Below are 19,106 nucleotides of genomic sequence, written 5' to 3' on the forward strand. Positions count from 1 at the left end.
GTAGAGTGAGCATGAGCTGCGTCATTCGCGATGCCCAAGCCAGCGACCTGCCGGCGCTCTGCGACATCTTTAACGATGCCGTGCGCAACACCACCGCCATCTGGCTCGATGCCGAAGTCGACCTCGCTAACCGGCAAAGCTGGTTTGCCGCGCGCCACGCGCAGGGCTACCCGATTCTGGTCGCCTGCGATGCCAGCGATGCCGTGCTCGGCTACGCCTCGTTTGGCGACTGGCGGGCATTTGATGGCTTCTGCCACACCGTCGAGCACTCGGTGTACATCCGCGCCGATCAACGTGGCAAAGGCTTAGCCAAACCCCTGATGGCCGCCCTGATCGAACGCGCAATTGGCTGCAATAAACACGTCATGGTGGCGGCCATCGAAAGCGGCAACGCCGCCTCTATCGCCTTGCACCAACGCCTTGGTTTCAGCACCACCGGCCAGATGCCCCAAGTCGGCCGCAAATTTGGCCGCTGGCTGGACCTGACCTTCATGCAACTGATCCTCACCCCGCAGCGGAGTACCCCATGATTCCCGGTGAATACCAGATTGCCGACGGCGAGATCGAACTCAACGCCGGCCGCCGCACCCTGACCTTAACCGTCGCCAACAGCGGCGACCGGCCGATTCAGGTCGGCTCGCACTTTCACTTCTTTGAAACCAACGACGCGCTGAGCTTCGACCGCGTGCAAAGCCGTGGCATGCGCCTGAATATTCCTGCCGGCACGGCGGTGCGTTTCGAGCCCGGGCAGAGCCGCGAGGTCGAGCTGGTCGAGCTGGCCGGTAAACGCACCGTGTACGGCTTTGCTGGCCGCGTGATGGGAGCGCTGTGATGAAAATTTCTCGCCAAGCCTATGCCGACATGTTCGGCCCCACCGTCGGCGACAAGGTGCGCCTGGCCGATACCGAGCTGTGGATTGAAGTCGAGCAGGACTTCACCACCTACGGCGAAGAGGTCAAATTCGGCGGCGGCAAAGTGATCCGCGACGGCATGGGGCAAAGCCAACTGTGCGCCGCCGAGGTGGTCGATACGCTGATCACCAACGCGCTGATCATCGACCACTGGGGCATCGTCAAAGCCGACGTAGGTCTCAAAGACGGGCGCATTCATGCCATTGGCAAGGCAGGCAACCCGGACATTCAGCCCGACGTGAGCATCGCCATCGGCGCCAGCACGGAGGTCATCGCCGGGGAAGGCATGTTGCTCACCGCTGGCGGTATCGACTCGCACATTCACTTCATCTGCCCGCAGCAGATCGAAGAGGCGCTAATGAGCGGCGTCACCACTATGATTGGCGGCGGCACGGGACCTGCCACCGGCACCAACGCCACCACCTGCACACCGGGACCGTGGCACATGGCGCGCATGCTCCAGGCCGCCGATGCCTTCCCGATGAATTTGGGTTTTACCGGCAAGGGTAATGCCTCGCTGCCCGAGCCCTTGATCGAGCAAGTCAAAGCTGGGGCCATTGGCCTCAAGCTGCACGAAGACTGGGGCACCACCCCGGCGGCCATCGACAACTGTTTAAGCGTGGCCGATGACTACGACGTGCAAGTGGCGATTCATACCGACACGCTGAACGAGTCCGGCTTTGTCGAAACCACCCTCGGCGCGTTTGAAGGCCGCACCATTCACACCTACCACACCGAGGGTGCCGGTGGCGGCCACGCGCCGGACATCATCAAGGCCTGCGGTTTCCCTAACGTACTGCCCAGCTCGACCAATCCGACCCGGCCGTTCACTAAGAACACCATCGACGAACACCTCGACATGCTGATGGTCTGCCACCACCTCGACCCGAGCATTGCCGAGGACGTGGCGTTTGCCGAAAGCCGCATTCGCCGCGAGACCATTGCCGCCGAAGACATCCTGCATGACTTAGGTGCGTTCGCCATGATCAGCTCCGACAGCCAAGCCATGGGCCGCGTCGGCGAGGTGATCACCCGCACTTGGCAAACCGCCGACAAGATGAAGCGCCAGCGCGGCGCACTGCCGGAAGATGCGCCCGGCAACGACAACTTCCGCGCCAAGCGCTATATCGCCAAATACACCATCAACCCGGCGATTACCCACGGCATTAGCCACGAAGTGGGCTCGATTGAAGTGGGAAAATGGGCCGACCTGGTGCTCTGGCGACCGGCGTTTTTCGGTGTTAAACCGAGCCTGATCTTAAAAGGCGGGGCGATTGCTGCGAGCTTAATGGGCGATGCCAATGCGTCGATTCCCACCCCGCAACCGGTGCATTACCGGCCGATGTTCGCCAGCTTTGCCGGCAGCCGTCACGCCACCAGCATCACCTTTATCAGCCAGGCGGCGTTCGACGCCGGGGTGCCTGCGCAGTTGGGGCTGAAAAAGCAGATTGGCGTTGTGCAAGGCTGTCGCGCAGTGCAGAAAACCGATCTGATCCATAACGGTTATCTGCCCAATATCGAGGTCGATCCGCAGAACTATCAGGTCAAGGCCGATGGCCAACTGCTGTGGTGCGAACCGGCTGAGGTGCTGCCACTGGCGCAGCGCTATTTCCTCTTCTAAGCCAGCTTTAAGGCGTGCCACCGGCGGTGCTGGTGGCCGCCGCATTACCCGGCGCCGGGCGCGGCTGATAGCTCAATAAGGCGCGGATATCCGCATCATCAAGATTATCGGCGGTGGCAATGCTGGCGTCTAAGCCACGCACCTTGGGCCCGCTGGGCGTTTTGCCTTGCGCCAGCTGCCACACCAGATGCACGGCGTCATACCCCATGGTCTGCGCCTGTTGCAGCAACAAGGCCTGAATCTCGCCAGCAGCCAATGCCGAAGCCAACTGCACGCTGCTATCAAAGCCGACATGCACCAGCGGTGGCTGCGCATTTAAATGACGCAGCGCGGCATAGCTAGCACTGGTGGTCGAGGCATTGACCGAGAACAGCGCCTTAAAGCGCTGCGGCTTACCGAGCAAATAGGTGTGGATACGCTGCGCGTCATCGCCCAGCACTTGGCTGCCATCCACGCTCAAGCCGCCAGCCCGTGCGGCGCTTAAGAAGCCCTCTTCACGTGCTGTGGTCGAGGCTATATCCGGCGATAAACGCACCAGCAGCACCTCTCCCTGCCCGCCTAAGTAATCCGCCAACCAGCGCCCGGCTTGCTCACCGGCGCGACGGTTATCGGTGGCAATTAACCAACCGTCGGGGTCGCCGCCAACATCGCGGTCGATATACACACTGGGCAACCCGCGCTGCGCACGCAGCTGCGCGGCATAAGCGGTAATTTTCGGGCCGACGGGGGCAATCACCATGGCTTTGCAGCCATGCTTAAGGCTCAATTCGATGATCTTTAATTGCGCGCTGGCATCTTCGCTGCGCGGGGTGCCGCGGTAATACACCTCGACACCCAACTCGGCACCGGCCCGCTCGGCACCTTGGCGGACTAAATCCCAAAACGACGCACCGCCACTGGCCGGCACTAAGGCCACGCATTGCGCCTGCGCCAGCCCTGCCCACAACCCAACCAGCAAACCGATCACTATGCTCAGCGAGCGACAACGTTCGACGCACATACGTTCTACCTTGTGCCCTGCGGCACTTGCCCCAGCAGGGCCAGCCATCACCACCGGCGCAATGCCCAGCCTGCTTGGTTTATCTGCCATTAACTCTAGCTGCCAAGCCTGCTGCTTGCCGCAACAGAATAGCAGCGCACCAAGAAAGTGCATGCGCACAGCCCCGCACCACAAATGCGCGCCCATTTGCCCCGTTTGCGCCCGCGGTGATCCGCCCTTAGGCGCCGGCTCGTTTTGGCAAGGCTCTTGCTGGATACCTGCCACGATTGATCAGGATGTCGCCCATGCTCACCGTCAGCGAACGCTTAGCCAGCCCACAACCGGCCGATGACCAGCTGCACCTTAACTACGCGCAGCGCAGCAAAGTACGCCTGCGTTGCCACAGCGCCGAGGGCGTGGAGCTAGGCCTGTTTCTGCCACGCGGGCAAACGGCACTGACTGATGGCGACTGCCTGCGCGCCAGCGATGGCCGCGTTTTTCAAATCGTCGCCGCGCCCGAGCAACTGCTGGAAGTCACCTGCGCCAGCCCCTTCGAGCTGATGCGCGCCGCTTATCACTTAGGCAATCGCCATGTGCCGCTGCAACTGAGCGAGCACTGGCTGCGCTTGGCCGAAGACAGCGTACTGGCGCATATGCTCGAACAACTCGGCGCGCAGCTGCGCAGCTTGCAGGCGCCCTTCCACCCCGAGGCTGGCGCCTACGGCGGCGGTCATCATCACTCGCACGGCGATGACAGCGCGCAGTTTCACTACGCGCCCAAGTTGCACCAATTTGGAGTGCGCCGCTGATGGCTGCGTGGGGCCTGCTGCGCTTATCCAGCCCGCAGCTGCCGATTGGCGGCTACAGCTACTCGCAAGCGCTAGAGCTGGCCATCGAGCAAGGTCTGGTGCACGACAGCACCAGCGCCGCCACCTGGCTGGGCGACCAACTGCTGCTCAACCTCGCCCGCTTCGAGGTGCCACTGCTCAAGGCGCTGTGCGATGCCGTAGAGGCCGGAGATTGGCCGCGGGTCGCCGAGCTGGACGCCCGTCAGCGCAGCAGCCGCGAAACCCGCGAGCTGGCGCAAGAAAACCGTCAAATGGGCTATTCGCTGCGCCAGTTGCTCAGCCATCTGCCCGAGCTCAGCCCCGCCGCGCAGCGCTACCTGGCCGATCAGCCCGATTGCGGCCTGGCCGCCGCCTGGGCGCTGGCCGCGCAGTGCTGGCAAGTGGATAGCGCCAGCGCCGTGCAGGCGTGGCTCTGGGCTTGGCTGGAGAACCAACTGGCGGTGCTGATGAAAGCCCTGCCGCTTGGCCAGCAAGCCGCGCAAGGCTTGCTCTCGGCGCTGCAACCGACGCTGCACGACGCCTATCAACACGCCTGCGCGCAGCCCTTAGCCAATTGTGGCAGCGCGCCGTTTGGCTTGGCGCTGGCGAGCATGGCTCACGAACAACAATACAGCCGCCTGTTTCGCTCATGAGACAGCGGCCTTTCGCTTAGGGAGACCTCAAGGATGCACACGCAACCCTTACGCATTGGTATCGGCGGGCCGGTTGGCTCGGGCAAGACCGCACTAACCCTGGCGCTGTGCCGCGCACTGCGCGACCGCTACCGGATTGCCGTGGTCACCAACGACATCTACACCCAAGAAGACGCGCAGTTTCTGGTACGCAACGAAGCCTTGGCCCCCGAGCGCATCATCGGCGTAGAAACCGGCGGCTGCCCGCACACGGCGATCCGCGAAGACGCCTCCATCAACCTCGAAGCGGTCAATCAGCTGTGCCAGCGTTTTCCCGACTTACAAATCGTCTTGGTCGAGTCCGGCGGCGACAACCTCTCGGCCACCTTCAGCCCGGAACTCTCGGACCTCACCCTGTACGTGATCGACGTCTCCGCCGGCGACAAGATCCCGCGTAAAGGCGGCCCCGGCATTTGTAAGTCCGACCTGTTGGTAATCAACAAGATCGACGTAGCGCCATTAGTCGGCGCCTCGCTGGAGGTCATGGAGCGCGACGCGAAAACCATGCGCGGCGAGCGCCCCTTTGTGTTCAGCAACCAAAAAACCGGCTACGGCCTGGATGAAATCATCGCCTTTATCGAACACCAAGGCATGCTCAGCGCCGCCTGATACGGAGAACCTCTTATGCAACGCAAACAGCTTTTCACCCTACTGGCCGCACTCAGCGCCCCGTCGCTGGCCTTCGCCCACCCCGGCCACGACGCCACCTGGTACGCCGGCTTAGCCCACCCCTTGCTGGGTTTAGATCACTTGCTGGTACTGCTCTGCGTGGGCGTGTGGGCGGCGCGACAAAACGGCGCGCTACGTTGGCAGGCGCCGCTGGGCTTCGCACTGGCCATGCTAACCGGCGCGGTATTGGGTGCGGCAGGCCTAGCGGTAAGTGCGCTGGAAAGCGCGATTGCCTTTAGCGTGTTGGCCTTGGGCCTGATGCTGGCGCTCAGCCTGCGTCTGTCGGCCGTTAAAGCCCTGCCGCTACTGGCCGGCTTCGCCTTGCTGCATGGTGTGGCGCACGGGCAGGAGATTCCCGCCGGGCTCAGCCCCACGCTGTTTATCGGCGGCATGTTGCTGGCCAGCGCTCTGCTACTGGCCAGCAGTGGCGCGCTGAGTCATCTACTGCGCCGTGTACCGCTGCTAAGCCAAGGCCTCGGCTGGGGTGTGGCGGCCAGTGGCGCGGCCCTGCTGATCGGCTAAGCAGCCGCTTCGCTTGGCCAACACTGACGCGGCAACCGCTGCGTCAGCGGGCTTGCACTGTTGTCGTTAATCCTCGGCCAACTGTAACGCTGCGTCTTCTGGCGCTCTTGCTACTGTGCATGCCTGCACATCCGCGAACAAAGTTGCCAAGGAAGCCGCCATGCTCAGCGCCCTAAAAACCCTGCCCCACGCCAGAGACTGGCTGGCCCCGCTGATCGCCGGGTTTGTCACGGTATTGGTCGGCTACACCAGCTCGGCCGCCGTGGTGTTTGAAGCCGCGCGGGCGCTGGGCGCCAATAGCGCACAGATTGCCTCGTGGCTGCTGAGTTTGGGCGTCGGCATGGGCGTGGGTGCGGTGTATTTATCGTGGCGTTTTCGCGCGCCAATCAACGTGGCCTGGTCGACGCCCGGCGCCGCGCTGCTGATCGCCGCCGGGGATATCTCGCTGGCCGAGGCCACCGGGGCGTTTTTATTCAGCGCCGCGCTGATCTGGCTCTCTGGCATTACCGGCCTGTTTGCCCGTTTGCTCAGCACCATTCCGCAATCCTTAGGCGCCGCCTTGCTGGCGGGCATTCTGCTGCAATTCACCTTGCATGCCTTTGAGCTACTACCCAGTGCCTGGGCGCTGCTGCTACCCATGCTGGTCAGCTATTTATTGATGCGCCGCTGGCAACCGCGCTATGCCGTGGTGGTGTGTTTTGCCGTGGGCGTGCTGCTGGCGGCGCTGAACGGCAGCATCGACAGCGCGCAATTAACGCTGGATATCGCTACCCCAGTGTGGGTAACCCCGGCGTTTAACCTGCCGGTGTTGCTCGGCGTCGGCCTGCCGATGTTCTTGGTGACCATGGCCTCGCAGAACTTGCCCGGCATTGCCGCGCTGCATGGTGGCGGTTACCGCGTGCCGGTGTCGCCGCTGATCAGCACCACCGGCGGGCTTAACCTGCTGCTGGCGCCGTTGGGCGCGTTTAGTTTGAACTTATCGGCGATCACCGCCGCGTTGTGTATCAGCCCTGATGCGCACCCCGACCCGAACAAACGCTATTGGGCAAGCATCACTGCCGGCGCTTTGTACCTGCTATTAGGCGTGTTTGGCGCCTCGATTGGCGCGCTGTTTATGGCCTTCCCGCGTGAACTAGTGCTGGGCATCGCCGGTATCGCCTTGCTGGGCAGTGTGGGCAACGGCTTGCATCAGGCCTTAGTGAACGAACACGAGCGTGAACCGGCGCTGCTGACCTTTGTGGTCACCGCCTCGGGCATCAGCCTGTGGGGCATTGGCGCGCCGTTCTGGGGGATTGTGATTGGCTGTCTAGCGCTGTTTCTGCAGCGCCGCTGATGATCTACCGAGCTAAAGAGGCGCCGATTTAATCGGCGAACGACTCAAGCACAAGGCGTACGGAGCGCAGCAAGCGAGACATACCGCCTGGTAGGCGAGCTTGCGAGCACCGCACAACGCAGTGACTGGGTCGTGCAGCCATTAAATCAGTGGCTCCCGCACAAACCGCTGCTGCACATCGCCTACGTTCTCGCCGTGCGGGCCAAAGCTGCGCTCGAAAAAATCCACCTCGGCACCGATGCGCAGCACGCTACTGGCGCGGGTGCCGTAACTGCCGCTGTGGATAAACGCGCTGCCGAGCAAACGCTCCCACTCAAGACCTATGCCGGTATCCGGCAAGTGATGATCGGCCGGACGCGTGGGGTCGGCGAGCAGGTCGAGGTAATCCTCAAGCCTTGCCTCGGCGCTTAAGCCGAGCAAGCCCTCGCGGGTGCGCAGCAGCTTAGGCCACGGCGTATCCAACGCCGCATTGGACAAGCCATAAGTACCGGCAGCCAACACCTGCGGCGCGCCTTCGCGCGGGTTGAAATACACCAGCTGCTGATGATCGCCGACCAGCAAATTAAAACCGGTGAAGTCTCCACCTTGCTCGGCCAGCTGCTGGCAGTAAGCCAGCGGCGGGCTGTGGCCGGTTAAAAAACCGGCAGTCAGTTCGCCGCGCGAGCGCGAGCCTTGTTTTTGCGTGAGGTCGCGCACGTTAGTCAGCGCGGCAAAGCGCCCGCTACGTGTCACCCCCAGCCAGGTGCCGCCGGCCTGTAAGTCGCGCCCGGCGAGCACCTGTGGCGCATCGGCCCACCAGTCCAACGCGGCCGTCGGGCGGGCATAAAACTCATCTCGGTTGGCCGCTAAACGCAGCGGCTGCTGGCTGGTAGGCTGCCAGCTAAACACGATCAGGCACATAGCGCTCTCACGGCGATGACTGTCCGCACAGTCTCAGAAATGTTGGCCGTTAGGGCAACCTCGAAAGGCAGCTAGCGGTGTTACCATCGCGTTTTTACTTGTGCCAACGCCTGGCACAAGCGGGGGACTGTGCATGGAATTTCTACTCTATTTAGCGCTGGGCGCCGCTGCCGGCACGCTCGCCGGCCTGTTTGGCGTGGGCGGCGGCACGGTGATTGTGCCGGTGCTGGTGTACAGCTTTGTCGCCCAAGGGGTGGATGACAGCGTACTGACCCACATGGCGGTGGGCACCTCACTGGCGACGATTATTTTCACCTCGATCAACTCGGTACACACCCACCATCAGAAGGGTGCCGTGCTCTGGCCGGTGGCTTTGTGGATGAGCGTGGGCATCTTAGTCGGCGCTGCGTTGGGCGCGCTGACCGCCGATGCCATCCAAGGCCCGTGGCTGCAAAAACTGATCGGCGTATTCGCCATCCTCATTGCCATTCAGCTGGCGCTGGACTTAAAACCCAAAGCCGAGAAACCACTGCCGGGCAAAGTCGGCCTAGGCGTAGTCGGCACTGCGGTGGGTTGGGCCTCGGCAATTTTCGGCATTGGCGGTGGCTCGCTAAACGTGCCGTACCTCACTTGGCGCAGCGTGCCGGTGCAACAGGCGGTGGCCACCAGCGCGGCGTGCGGCTTTCCGATTGCGCTGGCCGGTGCGCTGAGCTTTATGTGGGTCGGCCACGGCACGCCGAACTTGCCCGAGTGGAGCATTGGCTATGTGTACCTACCGGCGCTGTTGGGTATCGCGCTAACCTCCATGCCGTTTGCCCGCGTGGGCGCTAAGCTGGCGCACCGCCTATCGCCGCGCTTACTCAAGCGCCTGTTTGCCTTGTTGCTCACCGTGGTGGGCGTGTCTTTCTTGATCTGACGAGTTTTTCTGATGCTGACCTATCCGCAAATCAACCCCGTGGCCTTTAGCCTTGGCCCTTTAGATGTGCACTGGTACGGCCTGATGTACTTAATCGGCATCGGCGGCGCGTGGCTGCTGGCGAAGAAGCGCCTCGCCGGTTTCGACCCGAGCTGGACCAACGAGAAGCTCTCCGACCTGATTTTCTGGGTCGCCATGGGGGTGATTCTCGGTGGCCGCTGCGGCTACGTGCTGTTCTATAACTTCGAGCAATTCCTCGCTAACCCGCTATGGCTGTTTAAGGTGTGGGAAGGCGGCATGTCCTTCCACGGCGGCTTGATCGGCGTGATGCTGGCCACGTGGCTGTTTGGCCGCAAAAACGGCAAGAGTTTCTTCCAACTGATGGACTTTATCGCCCCGCTGGTGCCAATCGGCCTTGGCGCAGGGCGCATCGGCAACTTTATTGGCGGCGAACTGTGGGGCCGCGCCAGCGATGTGCCGTGGGCCATGGTGTTCCCCAACGACCCGCTGCAACTGGCCCGTCACCCCTCGCAGCTGTATCAAGCCGCCCTGGAAGGCCTCGCGCTATTCCTGCTGCTGTGGGCCTACACGCGCAAACCGCGTCCCACCATGGCGGTGTCGGGCATGTTCCTGATCGGCTACGGCGTGTTCCGCTTCCTCATTGAATTTGTCCGCGAGCCCGATGCCCAGCTGGGCTACATCGCCTTTGGCTGGCTGACCATGGGCCAGCTGCTGACTATCCCCATGTTAATGGCCGGCGCCGCACTGATCGCTTGGGCCTATCGCCGCCAAGGAGCCACCGCATGAAGCAATACCTCGACCTGATGCGCCACGTGCGCACCAACGGCACCTTTAAAGAAGACCGCACCGGCACCGGCACCTACAGCGTGTTTGGCTACCAAATGCGCTTCGACTTAAGCGAGGGCTTCCCGCTGGTGACCACCAAGAAGTGCCACCTAAAGTCGATCATTCATGAGCTGCTGTGGTTTTTGCAGGGCGACACCAACATCAAATACCTGAAAGACCACGGCGTAAGTATTTGGGACGAATGGGCCGACGAAAACGGCAACCTCGGCCCCGTGTACGGCTACCAGTGGCGCAGCTGGCCGGCTCCCAACGGCGAATCCATCGACCAGATCAGCAAGCTGATCGACATGATCAAGCGCAACCCCGACTCGCGCCGCCTCATCGTTAGCGCGTGGAACCCCGCCCTCGTCGAACAGATGGCCCTGCCACCGTGCCATGCGCTGTTCCAGTTTTACGTCGCCGACGGCAAGCTCAGCTGCCAGCTCTACCAACGCTCGGCGGATATTTTCCTAGGCGTGCCGTTCAACATCGCCAGCTACGCCCTGCTGACCTTGATGGTGGCGCAAGTGTGCGGCCTAAAGCCCGGCGAATTTATCTGGACCGGCGGTGACTGCCACCTGTACGCCAACCACATCGAACAAACCGACCTGCAACTAAGCCGCGAACCGCACCCGCTGCCGCAGATGCATATCAATCCCGAAGTCAGCGATTTGTTTGCGTTTACGTTTGCAGACTTCGAACTGCAAAACTACGTCGCCCACCCGCATATCAAAGCGCCGGTGGCGGTGTAAGCGCCATCAAGCCCGAGAAGCCCGAGAAGCCCAGCATACGCGCTGGGCTTTTTCTTGCCCGCTGGCAACATCTGGTAAAACCTCGCTCGGTTGAAATCCCCCCGCCTTGCCCCCACTACTGGCCTAAGCATTCAGTAAGCGGGCAGGAGCACTCCCCTTGACCACCATCGTTTCAGTGCGTCGCGGCGGCAAAGTCGTCATGGGCGGCGACGGCCAGGTTTCCCTGGGCAATACCGTGATGAAAGGCAACGCCAAGAAGGTGCGCCGCCTCTACCACGGCAAAGTACTGGCCGGTTTTGCCGGCGCCACCGCCGATGCCTTTACCTTGTTCGAGCGCTTTGAAGCGCAGCTGGAAAAACACCAAGGCCATCTGGTGCGCGCTGCCGTGGAGCTGGCCAAAGACTGGCGCACCGACCGCAGCCTGAGCCGCCTAGAGGCCATGCTCGCAGTAGCCAACAAAGACGCCAGCCTGATCATCACCGGCAATGGCGACGTAGTAGAGCCCGAGCACGGCTTAATCGCTATGGGCTCTGGCGGTGGCTACGCACAAGCAGCCGCGCTGGCCCTGCTGGACAAAGGCGACGTGGCGTTGAGTGCCCGTGAAATCGCCGAAACCGCGCTGAACATCGCCGGCAGCATCTGCGTGTTTACCAACCAGAATCTCACGCTTGAAGAGTTGGACTCGGACGTTTAAGCCGAGCCACGGAGCCCCTTTCATGTCTATGACGCCCCGCGAAATTGTCCACGAGCTGGACCGCCACATCATCGGCCAAGACGACGCCAAGCGCGCCGTGGCCATCGCCCTGCGCAACCGCTGGCGGCGCATGCAGCTACCCGCCGAGCTGCGCCAAGAAGTGACACCGAAAAATATCCTGATGATCGGCCCCACCGGTGTGGGTAAAACCGAAATCGCCCGCCGCTTGGCCAAGCTGGCGAATGCGCCGTTCTTAAAAGTGGAAGCGACCAAGTTCACCGAAGTGGGCTATGTTGGCCGCGATGTGGAGTCGATCATCCGCGATCTGGCGGATGCCGCGCTGAAAATGCTCCGCGAGCAGGAAGTGCATAAAAACCGCTACCGCGCCGAAGATGCCGCCGAAGAACGCATCCTCGATGCCCTGCTGCCGCCCGCGCGGGGTAGTTTTGGCGACGAGCCGGCCAGCCGCGAAGACTCCAGCACCCGCCAGCTGTTTCGCAAGAAACTGCGCGAAGGCCAGCTGAACGACAAAGAGATCGAGATTGAGGTCAACGAAGCGCCGATGGGCGTGGAGATCATGTCCCCGCCGGGCATGGAAGAAATGACCAATCAGCTGCAAAACTTGTTCTCCGGCATGAGCAAGGGCCGCAAGAAGACCCGCAAGCTGAAGGTCGAAGAAGCGCTCAAGCTGGTTCGTGATGAAGAAGCCGCACGCCTGGTCAATGAAGACGAGCTGAAAGTGCGGGCGCTGGAAGCCGTCGAGCAAAACGGCATCGTGTTTATCGACGAGATCGACAAGGTCGCTAAGCGCGGCAACAGCGGTGGCGCGGATGTCTCGCGTGAGGGCGTGCAGCGTGACTTGCTGCCGCTGATCGAAGGCAGCACGGTGAATACTAAGCTCGGCATGGTGAAGACCGACCATATCCTGTTCATCGCCTCCGGCGCCTTCCACCTCAGCAAGCCCAGCGATTTGATCCCCGAGCTGCAAGGCCGCCTGCCGATTCGCGTCGAGCTCAAAGCCCTCACGCCCAACGACTTCAAGCGCATCCTACGCGAGCCGCATGCGTCGCTCACCGAGCAATACCAGGCGCTGCTGGCCACCGAAGGCTTGAGCGTGGCATTTGCCGACGACGGCATCGAGCGCCTCGCGCAGATCGCCTATCAGGTGAATGAAAAAACCGAAAATATCGGCGCGCGCCGTTTACACACCCTGCTTGAGCGCTTGCTGGAAGAGGTGTCGTTCAGCGCGGCCGACTTAGCTAGCCAGCACAGTGACCAGCCGCTACGCATCGACGCGGCGTATGTGGACAGCCACTTGGGCGAGCTGGCGCAGGATGAAGACCTGTCGCGCTATATCCTCTAACCAGCCGTTAACGGCTGGCACGCACGTGCCAGCCAGCAGTTAAGCCAAGGTCAGCTCATAGCCGGCCTTGGCCAGCCACTGTGCTTCTTGCTCGAAATCGGCTTGGGTGAGGCTCCGCGCCTGCAGCCAGCCATCGGGGAAGATGATCTGCAAGCTGCGCTCGCCGGCCGTCAAAGTTAGAATCGGCGCCTCATCTTCACGGTTACGAAACAGCAAAATCGCCAAACGCAGGATGATGCACAGGCGCAGCAAGCCCTCGCCATCCTCACCCAACTCGCGGAAACGGTCGGCGCCCAAGCCGCGCCGGTGGCCACGCACCAACAGCGACACAATCAATTGATCGTGGCGGGAAAACCCCGGCAAATCCGAATGCTCGAGCAAATACGCGCCGTGCTTATGGTATTGGCTGTGGGCAATGTCCAAGCCGATCTCGTGCACGCGCGCCGCCCAGCTCAGCCGCTCAGCCCATAACGGGCCTTGCAGGTGCCAGTCTTCGGCGACCTTGCTCAAAATCAGCAGCGACTTTTGCTCCACCCGCAGCGCCTGCTGTGGGTCAGCGTGATAGCGCTCCACAAGGGCACTTAAAGAACGCTCGCGGACGTCTTCATGGGCATGTCGGCCCAATAAGTCGTACAGCACACCCTCACGCAATGCGCCTTCGGAGTGGTGCATGATTTCCAGGCCCAAGGCATCGAAAGCCGCCTCTAAAATCGCCAAACCGGCGGGCAAAATCGCGTTTCTGTCGGCTTTGACGCCATCAATAGCGAGTTTTTCGAGCTGCTCGCACTTGAGCACTTGGCGTTTTAGCTTGAGCAAACCGTCGCGGTTCACTTCGCCCTTACCCAGCCCCATGGCAGCAATCGCCGCGCCCACGGCACGGATGGTACCTGAGGAGCCCACCACGTTGTCCCAGCCGTGACTGTGCAGCGACTGCTCGATATTCATCAGCTCGAGGCGCGCCGCCGTGTAGGCCTTAGCGTAGCGCGCGGCAGACAGCTTGCCGTCAGGGAAAAACTGTTTACTGAACGCCACGCAGCCCATTTGCAGGCTCTCGCGCAGCAGCGGCTCGAAGCGCTCGCCGATAATGAATTCGGTACTGCCGCCACCGATGTCCATCACCAAGCGCTTGCCGTCGCCGTCACCTAAGGTGTGCGCCACGCCGAGGTAGATCAAACGGGCTTCTTCGCGGCCAGAGATCAGCTCGACCGGGTGCCCGAGCACCTGCGAGGCTTGGCGAATAAACACTTGGCGGTTTTTCGCTTGGCGTAAGGCACTGGTGGCCACCACACGCACGCTGCCACGCGGCATACCGCGCAGCAGTTGGGCAAAACGGCCTAGGCACTCTAAGCCACGCGCAATCGCTTCTTCGCTCAGCTGACGGGCTTCATCAAGGCCGGCGGCCAGCTGCACTTTTTCGCCCAAGCGCTCCATCGGGCGCACTTCACCGTGATCGAGCTTGGCCACCACGATATGAAAACTGTTCGAGCCCAAGTCGATCGCGGCAACCCGTGAAAACCCGCTTTCGCTGCTCTGCGGCATAGACAACATCCTCAATTTAATCCGTACAGCGTGCCCCAGCAGGCGCTATTTAAAGCAGCGCAGCGCTGGATGTCGGGCATTGTGCCAGCCTTAACCATAGTCGGCCCGGTGCAGATCAATAATACCTATCAATCCGGCGCGCGTTTCCCATCGGGCCAAGCCAAGCTATTATGTGCCGCAAATCTGCTTAGACGAATCCTGGAGATTGCCCCATGAGCGAATTCATCAACAACGTTACCGATGCCTCTTTTGACGCTGATGTGCTGCAGGCTGACGGCCCTGTACTGGTGGACTACTGGGCTGAATGGTGCGGCCCGTGCAAAATGATCGCCCCGGTGCTGGATGAAATTGCCAAGGACTACCAAGGCAAGCTGAAGGTCTGCAAACTGAACATCGACGAAAACCAAGACACCCCGCCGAAGTACGGCGTGCGTGGCATCCCGACCTTGATGCTGTTCAAGAACGGCAACGTCGAAGCCACTAAGGTTGGCGCCTTGTCGAAGTCGCAGCTGGCGGCGTTCCTCGACAGCAACCTGTAATAGCCCACAAAGCCCCGCCCCGTGCGGGGCTTTGTCGTTTTGCCGCTTGCCGCTGTGCAGTTGCGGTGCTATGGTTCAAATCACTGCATTTTCTGCAGCCTTCCTAACGAAGTAATTTCCCGCTCTGACATGCTCCATCGGCGCCCTGACCGATGACAGTCGAGCAGATTCCCGATAACGCGACCCCGCATCCCATCCTTTCTTTCTCTTATGAATCTGACCGAACTCAAGCAAAAACCCATTACCGAACTGTTAGAACTCGCCGAATCCATGGGCGTCGAGAACATGGCCCGCTCGCGCAAGCAGGACGTGATCTTCTCGATCCTGAAAAAACACGCGAAAAGCGGCGAAGAAATCTCCGGTGATGGTGTACTGGAAATCCTCCAAGACGGCTTCGGCTTCCTGCGTAGCTCTGATGCGTCTTATCTGGCCGGCCCTGACGACATTTACGTGTCGCCCAGCCAGATCCGCCGCTTCAACCTGCGTACCGGCGACACCATCGTCGGCAAGATTCGCCCACCGAAGGATGGCGAGCGCTACTTCGCGTTGTTAAAGGTCGACACGATTAACTTCGACCGCCCAGAAAACGCCAAGAGCAAGATTCTGTTCGAGAACTTGACCCCGCTGTTCCCCAACCTGCGCCTGAAGATGGAAGCAGGTAACGGCTCCACCGAAGACCTCACCGGCCGTGTGATCGACCTGTGTGCGCCGATTGGTAAGGGCCAGCGTGGTTTGATCGTCGCCCCGCCGAAAGCGGGCAAGACCATCATGCTGCAGAACATCGCCAGCAACATCACCCGTAACAACCCCGAGGTGTACCTGATCGTTCTGCTGATCGACGAACGCCCCGAGGAAGTGACCGAGATGCAGCGCACCGTGCGCGGCGAAGTGGTTGCCTCAACCTTCGACGAGCCGCCGGCGCGTCACGTGCAAGTGGCCGAAATGGTCATCGAAAAGGCCAAGCGTTTGGTCGAGCACAAGAAGGACGTGGTGATTCTGCTCGACTCCATCACCCGTCTGGCGCGCGCCTACAACACTGTGATCCCAAGCTCCGGCAAGGTACTCACCGGTGGTGTGGATGCCCATGCCCTAGAGAAGCCCAAACGCTTCTTTGGTGCCGCGCGTAACATCGAAGAAGGCGGCAGCCTGACCATTCTCGCCACCGCGCTGGTCGATACCGGCTCGAAGATGGACGAAGTGATCTACGAAGAATTCAAAGGCACCGGCAACATGGAACTGCCGCTGGATCGCCGCATCGCCGAAAAGCGTGTGTTCCCAGCGATCAACATCAACAAATCGGGCACCCGCCGCGAAGAGTTGCTGACCGGCGAGGAAGAACTGCAGCGCATGTGGATTCTGCGCAAAATCCTCCACCCGATGGACGAAATTGCCTCGATCGAATTCCTCTTGGACAAGCTCAAAGACACCAAGACCAACGAAGAATTCTTCCAGTTGATGAAGCGCAAGTAAGCCGCTGCCTCGCGCTGCAAGCCCACTCTGCTTGCAGCGTGGGCTTGGCTGCGTGAGGGCCCGATGCACTACTCCGACCTGCGAGATTTCATCCGCGTGCTGGAAAGCCGCGGCGAGCTAAAGCGCATCCAAGTGCCGGTATCGCCGGTGCTGGAAATGACCGAAATTGCCGACCGCACCCTGCGCAAGGGAGGCCCTGCGCTGCTGTTTGAAAACCCCACTGGGCACAGCATGCCCGTGCTGGCCAATCTGTTTGGCACCCCCGAGCGCGTGGCGCTGGGCATGGGCGCCGAGAGCATCAGCGAGCTGCGCGAAATCGGCAAACTGCTGGCCTTCTTAAAAGAGCCCGATCCGCCAAAAGGCCTGAAAGACGCGTGGGCTAAGCTACCGATCTTCAAGAAAGTGCTGTCGATGGCCCCCAAGGTGGTCAAAGACGCACCCTGCCATGCGCAAGTGTTTGAAGGTGATGACGTCGATTTAAGTCGTCTGCCGGTGCAAACCTGCTGGCCGGGCGACGCAGGCCCGCTGATTACTTGGGGCCTGACCATCACCCGTGGACCGAATAAAGAACGCCAGAACCTCGGCATTTATCGTCAGCAAGTGATTGGTCGCAACAAGCTGATCATGCGCTGGCTGAGCCATCGCGGTGGCGCGCTGGATTTCCGCGAGTGGTGCGAAAAATTCCCCGGCAAGCCCTACCCCGTGGCCGTAGCGCTCGGCGCTGATCCTGCGACCATCTTAGGCGCCGTCACGCCGGTACCGGACACCCTGTCGGAATACGCCTTTGCCGGCCTGTTGCGCGGTAGCCGTACCGAGCTGGTCAAATGCATCGGCAGCGACCTGCAAGTGCCAGCCAGCGCCGAGATTGTGCTGGAAGGGCATATCTACCCCGGCGAAATGGCCGACGAAGGCCCGTTTGGCGATCACACCGGCTACTACAACGAAGTCGATCGCTTTCCGGTGTTTACCGTCGAGCGCATGACGATGCGCGAAAAAGCCATCTACCACAGCACCTACACTGGCCGCCCACCGGATGAGCCGGCGATTTTGGGCGTGGCTCTCAACGAAGTGTTCGTGCCGATTCTGCAAAAGCAGTTCCCCGAGATCACCGACTTCTACCTGCCGCCGGAAGGCTGCTCGTACCGCATGGCGGTGGTGACCATGAAGAAGCAGTACCCCGGCCATGCCAAGCGGGTGATGCTCGGTGTGTGGTCGTTTTTGCGCCAATTCATGTACACCAAGTTCGTGATTGTCTGCGATGACGACGTCAACGCCCGCGACTGGAACGACGTGATTTGGGCCATCACCACACGCATGGACCCCAAGCGCGACACGGTGCTAGTGGACAACACGCCGATCGACTATCTGGACTTCGCTTCGCCGATCTCCGGCCTAGGCAGCAAGATGGGTCTCGACGCCACCAATAAATGGCCCGGCGAAACCAGCCGCGAATGGGGCGTGCCGATTGTGATGGACGAGGCGGTAAAAACCCGCGTCGACGACCTGTGGGCCAGCCTCGGGATTGATCCATGAGTAACACCCTCACGGTCACCCTAGAGCCCTCCGGCCATCAACTGGCCGTGCTCCCCGGCGAGCGCATCTTGGATGCCGCACGCCGCTTAGGCTTTGAGGTGCCGCACAGCTGCCGCAATGGCAATTGCGAAATCTGCGCCGCGCTGCTGTTAGAGGGCCAAGTGCGCTACCAAGGTGCTGTGATTAGCCAAGGCGAAGTGATGACCTGCCTGTGCGAGCCGCTGACCGACTGCCGCCTGCACTGGGACAAAATCCTCGCCCCCGGTGAGCTGCCGGTGCACAGCCTGAGCTGCCAAGTGGTGGCGCTAGAAGACCTCGGCGCTGGCGTCACCCGTGTGCAACTGCGCGCGCCAGCCGGTAAGAAGCTGCGCTACCACGCCGGCCAATACCTGCTGCTAGAAAAGCCCGACGGCGAGCAAGCGGCGTTTTCCATCGCCAGCGCACCGCATCAAGGCCGCGAGCTAGAGCTGCACATTCAAGTGCGCGACAGCGCCAGCCAGCACATGCTCGATCACCTAAAAAGCCAGCCGCTGGTAAAAGTGCAGCTGCCCTTTGGCGACTGCCACTTGGCTGAGCTGCCCGCCGCACCGCTGGTGCTGATTGCCGCCGGCACTGGCATGGCGCAAATGCACAGCCTGATCGAACACTGCCGTGCGCAGGGTTTTGCCCATCCGGTGCATTTGTATTGGGGCGCGCGCCGCCCTGAAGACTTCTACCACTTAGCCGCGCTGGCCGACTGGCACAACGTGGCCAATCTCAACGTGCACTTAGTGGTGAGCGACGCCCAGCCGGAAGACAACTGGCAAGGCCGCCAAGGCTTGCTGTTTGAAGCGGTATGCGCCGACTTTAGCGACTTAAGCGCTGTGCAAGTCTATGCCAGCGGCTCGCCGCCGATGGTCTACGCCACCCTCGACGGCTTAGTAGCAGCGGGCCTAAGCCCTGCGCAAATGCGCGCCGACGTATTCGCCTACGCGCCGCGCGATTAACCGCTCGCGCCGGC

The 19,106-nt window shown here is 61.4% G+C and carries 20 protein-coding genes; 17 read left to right on the forward strand and 3 right to left on the reverse strand.

Annotation, left to right across the window (positions count from 1 at the left end; all coding sequences use genetic code 11):
- The first annotated feature begins 11 nt into the window (after positions 1–11).
- The 3 genes from BMX80_RS00105 to ureC are packed head-to-tail and all read left to right on the forward strand — an operon-like array spanning position 12 to position 2,532.
- Positions 12–530 carry a GNAT family N-acetyltransferase gene (locus tag BMX80_RS00105; RefSeq protein WP_074863906.1) on the forward strand — a complete coding sequence of 173 codons (519 nt, stop codon included), beginning with the start codon at positions 12–14 and terminating at the stop codon, positions 528–530.
- Positions 527–832 (forward strand): urease subunit beta, encoded by a 306-nt coding sequence (locus BMX80_RS00110; protein WP_074863908.1) that lies wholly within the window; start codon positions 527–529, stop codon positions 830–832. The genes BMX80_RS00105 and BMX80_RS00110 overlap by 4 nt, the downstream gene beginning before the upstream one ends.
- The gene (ureC, locus tag BMX80_RS00115; protein WP_074863913.1) at positions 832–2,532 is read left to right on the forward strand and encodes an urease subunit alpha; all 1,701 of its coding nucleotides are present in this window, start codon (positions 832–834) and stop codon (positions 2,530–2,532) included. The genes BMX80_RS00110 and ureC overlap by 1 nt, the downstream gene beginning before the upstream one ends.
- 7 nt (positions 2,533–2,539) lie before the next feature.
- On the opposite strand, the gene BMX80_RS00120 is transcribed toward ureC, so the two are convergent.
- Positions 2,540–3,532: a substrate-binding domain-containing protein gene (locus tag BMX80_RS00120; RefSeq protein WP_175474863.1), complete on the reverse strand. Its 993-nt coding sequence runs from the start codon at positions 3,530–3,532 to the stop codon at positions 2,540–2,542.
- Between the two features lie 284 nt (positions 3,533–3,816).
- Between BMX80_RS00120 and ureE the strand changes: the two genes are divergently transcribed.
- The 5 genes from ureE (at position 3,817) to BMX80_RS00145 (ending at position 7,554) form a co-directional block, all read left to right on the forward strand.
- Positions 3,817–4,320 (forward strand): urease accessory protein UreE, encoded by a 504-nt coding sequence (gene ureE, locus BMX80_RS00125; RefSeq protein WP_074863917.1) that lies wholly within the window; start codon positions 3,817–3,819, stop codon positions 4,318–4,320.
- Positions 4,317–4,991 (forward strand): urease accessory protein UreF, encoded by a 675-nt coding sequence (locus tag BMX80_RS00130; protein ID WP_139213979.1) that lies wholly within the window; start codon positions 4,317–4,319, stop codon positions 4,989–4,991. Before ureE ends, BMX80_RS00130 begins: the two co-directional genes overlap by 4 nt.
- A gap of 33 nt (positions 4,992–5,024) precedes the next feature.
- The gene (ureG, locus tag BMX80_RS00135; protein ID WP_071873167.1) at positions 5,025–5,639 is read left to right on the forward strand and encodes an urease accessory protein UreG; all 615 of its coding nucleotides are present in this window, start codon (positions 5,025–5,027) and stop codon (positions 5,637–5,639) included.
- 15 nt (positions 5,640–5,654) lie between these two features.
- Positions 5,655–6,221 (forward strand): HupE/UreJ family protein, encoded by a 567-nt coding sequence (locus BMX80_RS00140; RefSeq protein WP_074863924.1) that lies wholly within the window; start codon positions 5,655–5,657, stop codon positions 6,219–6,221.
- Between the two features lie 160 nt (positions 6,222–6,381).
- Positions 6,382–7,554 (forward strand): benzoate/H(+) symporter BenE family transporter, encoded by a 1,173-nt coding sequence (locus BMX80_RS00145; RefSeq protein WP_074863927.1) that lies wholly within the window; start codon positions 6,382–6,384, stop codon positions 7,552–7,554.
- A gap of 141 nt (positions 7,555–7,695) precedes the next feature.
- Here the strand turns inward: BMX80_RS00145 and BMX80_RS00150 are convergent, their stop codons facing one another.
- A complete protein-coding gene (locus BMX80_RS00150) occupies positions 7,696–8,454 on the reverse strand; it encodes an NRDE family protein (protein WP_074863930.1) in 759 nt (252 codons plus the stop codon).
- Positions 8,455–8,587: 133 nt separating this feature from the next.
- Between BMX80_RS00150 and BMX80_RS00155 the strand changes: the two genes are divergently transcribed.
- The 5 genes from BMX80_RS00155 to hslU all read left to right on the forward strand — a co-directional run bounded on the left by BMX80_RS00155 (position 8,588) and on the right by hslU (position 13,025).
- Positions 8,588–9,370 carry a sulfite exporter TauE/SafE family protein gene (locus BMX80_RS00155; protein ID WP_074863933.1) on the forward strand — a complete coding sequence of 261 codons (783 nt, stop codon included), beginning with the start codon at positions 8,588–8,590 and terminating at the stop codon, positions 9,368–9,370.
- Between the two features lie 12 nt (positions 9,371–9,382).
- Complete coding sequence (gene lgt / locus BMX80_RS00160) at positions 9,383–10,177, forward strand: prolipoprotein diacylglyceryl transferase (RefSeq protein WP_074863936.1); 795 nt, start codon at positions 9,383–9,385, stop codon at positions 10,175–10,177.
- Positions 10,174–10,968, forward strand: coding sequence for a thymidylate synthase (locus BMX80_RS00165; RefSeq protein ID WP_074863939.1), 795 nt, complete (start codon positions 10,174–10,176; stop codon positions 10,966–10,968). Before lgt ends, BMX80_RS00165 begins: the two co-directional genes overlap by 4 nt.
- Before the next feature lie 157 nt (positions 10,969–11,125).
- A complete protein-coding gene (gene hslV / locus BMX80_RS00170) occupies positions 11,126–11,662 on the forward strand; it encodes an ATP-dependent protease subunit HslV (protein ID WP_074863943.1) in 537 nt (178 codons plus the stop codon).
- A 22-nt stretch (positions 11,663–11,684) separates the two neighbouring features.
- Positions 11,685–13,025, forward strand: coding sequence for an HslU--HslV peptidase ATPase subunit (hslU, locus tag BMX80_RS00175; RefSeq protein ID WP_074863947.1), 1,341 nt, complete (start codon positions 11,685–11,687; stop codon positions 13,023–13,025).
- Between the two features lie 39 nt (positions 13,026–13,064).
- Here the strand turns inward: hslU and ppx are convergent, their stop codons facing one another.
- Positions 13,065–14,564 carry an exopolyphosphatase gene (gene ppx, locus BMX80_RS00180; protein WP_074863950.1) on the reverse strand — a complete coding sequence of 500 codons (1,500 nt, stop codon included), beginning with the start codon at positions 14,562–14,564 and terminating at the stop codon, positions 13,065–13,067.
- Between the two features lie 212 nt (positions 14,565–14,776).
- Between ppx and trxA the strand changes: the two genes are divergently transcribed.
- From trxA to BMX80_RS00200, 4 genes are all read left to right on the forward strand, one after another.
- Positions 14,777–15,103 (forward strand): thioredoxin TrxA, encoded by a 327-nt coding sequence (gene trxA, locus BMX80_RS00185; RefSeq protein ID WP_071873157.1) that lies wholly within the window; start codon positions 14,777–14,779, stop codon positions 15,101–15,103.
- A 210-nt stretch (positions 15,104–15,313) separates the two neighbouring features.
- Complete coding sequence (gene rho, locus BMX80_RS00190) at positions 15,314–16,573, forward strand: transcription termination factor Rho (protein WP_071873156.1); 1,260 nt, start codon at positions 15,314–15,316, stop codon at positions 16,571–16,573.
- Positions 16,574–16,636: 63 nt separating this feature from the next.
- Positions 16,637–18,106 (forward strand): 4-hydroxy-3-polyprenylbenzoate decarboxylase, encoded by a 1,470-nt coding sequence (gene ubiD / locus BMX80_RS00195; protein ID WP_071873155.1) that lies wholly within the window; start codon positions 16,637–16,639, stop codon positions 18,104–18,106.
- Positions 18,103–19,092, forward strand: coding sequence for a CDP-6-deoxy-delta-3,4-glucoseen reductase (locus BMX80_RS00200; RefSeq protein WP_071873154.1), 990 nt, complete (start codon positions 18,103–18,105; stop codon positions 19,090–19,092). Before ubiD ends, BMX80_RS00200 begins: the two co-directional genes overlap by 4 nt.
- Positions 19,093–19,106: the final 14 nt, after the last annotated feature.

The sequence above is a fragment of the Atopomonas hussainii genome, assembly GCF_900109735.1.
GTDB lineage: Bacteria > Pseudomonadota > Gammaproteobacteria > Pseudomonadales > Pseudomonadaceae > Atopomonas > Atopomonas hussainii.

What these genes read in the sequence shown, in the direction of transcription:
- BMX80_RS00105 (WP_074863906.1), top strand. Translation starts at nt 12, where the DNA reads ATGAGCTGCGTCATTCGCGATGCCCAAGCCAGCGACCTGCCGGCGCTC.
- BMX80_RS00110 (WP_074863908.1), top strand. Translation starts at nt 527, where the DNA reads ATGATTCCCGGTGAATACCAGATTGCCGACGGCGAGATCGAACTCAAC.
- ureC (WP_074863913.1), top strand. Translation starts at nt 832, where the DNA reads ATGAAAATTTCTCGCCAAGCCTATGCCGACATGTTCGGCCCCACCGTC.
- BMX80_RS00120 (WP_175474863.1), bottom strand. Translation starts at nt 3,532, where the DNA reads ATGTGCGTCGAACGTTGTCGCTCGCTGAGCATAGTGATCGGTTTGCTG.
- ureE (WP_074863917.1), top strand. Translation starts at nt 3,817, where the DNA reads ATGCTCACCGTCAGCGAACGCTTAGCCAGCCCACAACCGGCCGATGAC.
- ureG (WP_071873167.1), top strand. Translation starts at nt 5,025, where the DNA reads ATGCACACGCAACCCTTACGCATTGGTATCGGCGGGCCGGTTGGCTCG.
- BMX80_RS00140 (WP_074863924.1), top strand. Translation starts at nt 5,655, where the DNA reads ATGCAACGCAAACAGCTTTTCACCCTACTGGCCGCACTCAGCGCCCCG.
- BMX80_RS00145 (WP_074863927.1), top strand. Translation starts at nt 6,382, where the DNA reads ATGCTCAGCGCCCTAAAAACCCTGCCCCACGCCAGAGACTGGCTGGCC.
- BMX80_RS00150 (WP_074863930.1), bottom strand. Translation starts at nt 8,454, where the DNA reads ATGTGCCTGATCGTGTTTAGCTGGCAGCCTACCAGCCAGCAGCCGCTG.
- BMX80_RS00155 (WP_074863933.1), top strand. Translation starts at nt 8,588, where the DNA reads ATGGAATTTCTACTCTATTTAGCGCTGGGCGCCGCTGCCGGCACGCTC.
- lgt (WP_074863936.1), top strand. Translation starts at nt 9,383, where the DNA reads ATGCTGACCTATCCGCAAATCAACCCCGTGGCCTTTAGCCTTGGCCCT.
- BMX80_RS00165 (WP_074863939.1), top strand. Translation starts at nt 10,174, where the DNA reads ATGAAGCAATACCTCGACCTGATGCGCCACGTGCGCACCAACGGCACC.
- hslU (WP_074863947.1), top strand. Translation starts at nt 11,685, where the DNA reads ATGTCTATGACGCCCCGCGAAATTGTCCACGAGCTGGACCGCCACATC.
- ppx (WP_074863950.1), bottom strand. Translation starts at nt 14,564, where the DNA reads ATGCCGCAGAGCAGCGAAAGCGGGTTTTCACGGGTTGCCGCGATCGAC.
- trxA (WP_071873157.1), top strand. Translation starts at nt 14,777, where the DNA reads ATGAGCGAATTCATCAACAACGTTACCGATGCCTCTTTTGACGCTGAT.
- rho (WP_071873156.1), top strand. Translation starts at nt 15,314, where the DNA reads ATGAATCTGACCGAACTCAAGCAAAAACCCATTACCGAACTGTTAGAA.
- ubiD (WP_071873155.1), top strand. Translation starts at nt 16,637, where the DNA reads ATGCACTACTCCGACCTGCGAGATTTCATCCGCGTGCTGGAAAGCCGC.
- BMX80_RS00200 (WP_071873154.1), top strand. Translation starts at nt 18,103, where the DNA reads ATGAGTAACACCCTCACGGTCACCCTAGAGCCCTCCGGCCATCAACTG.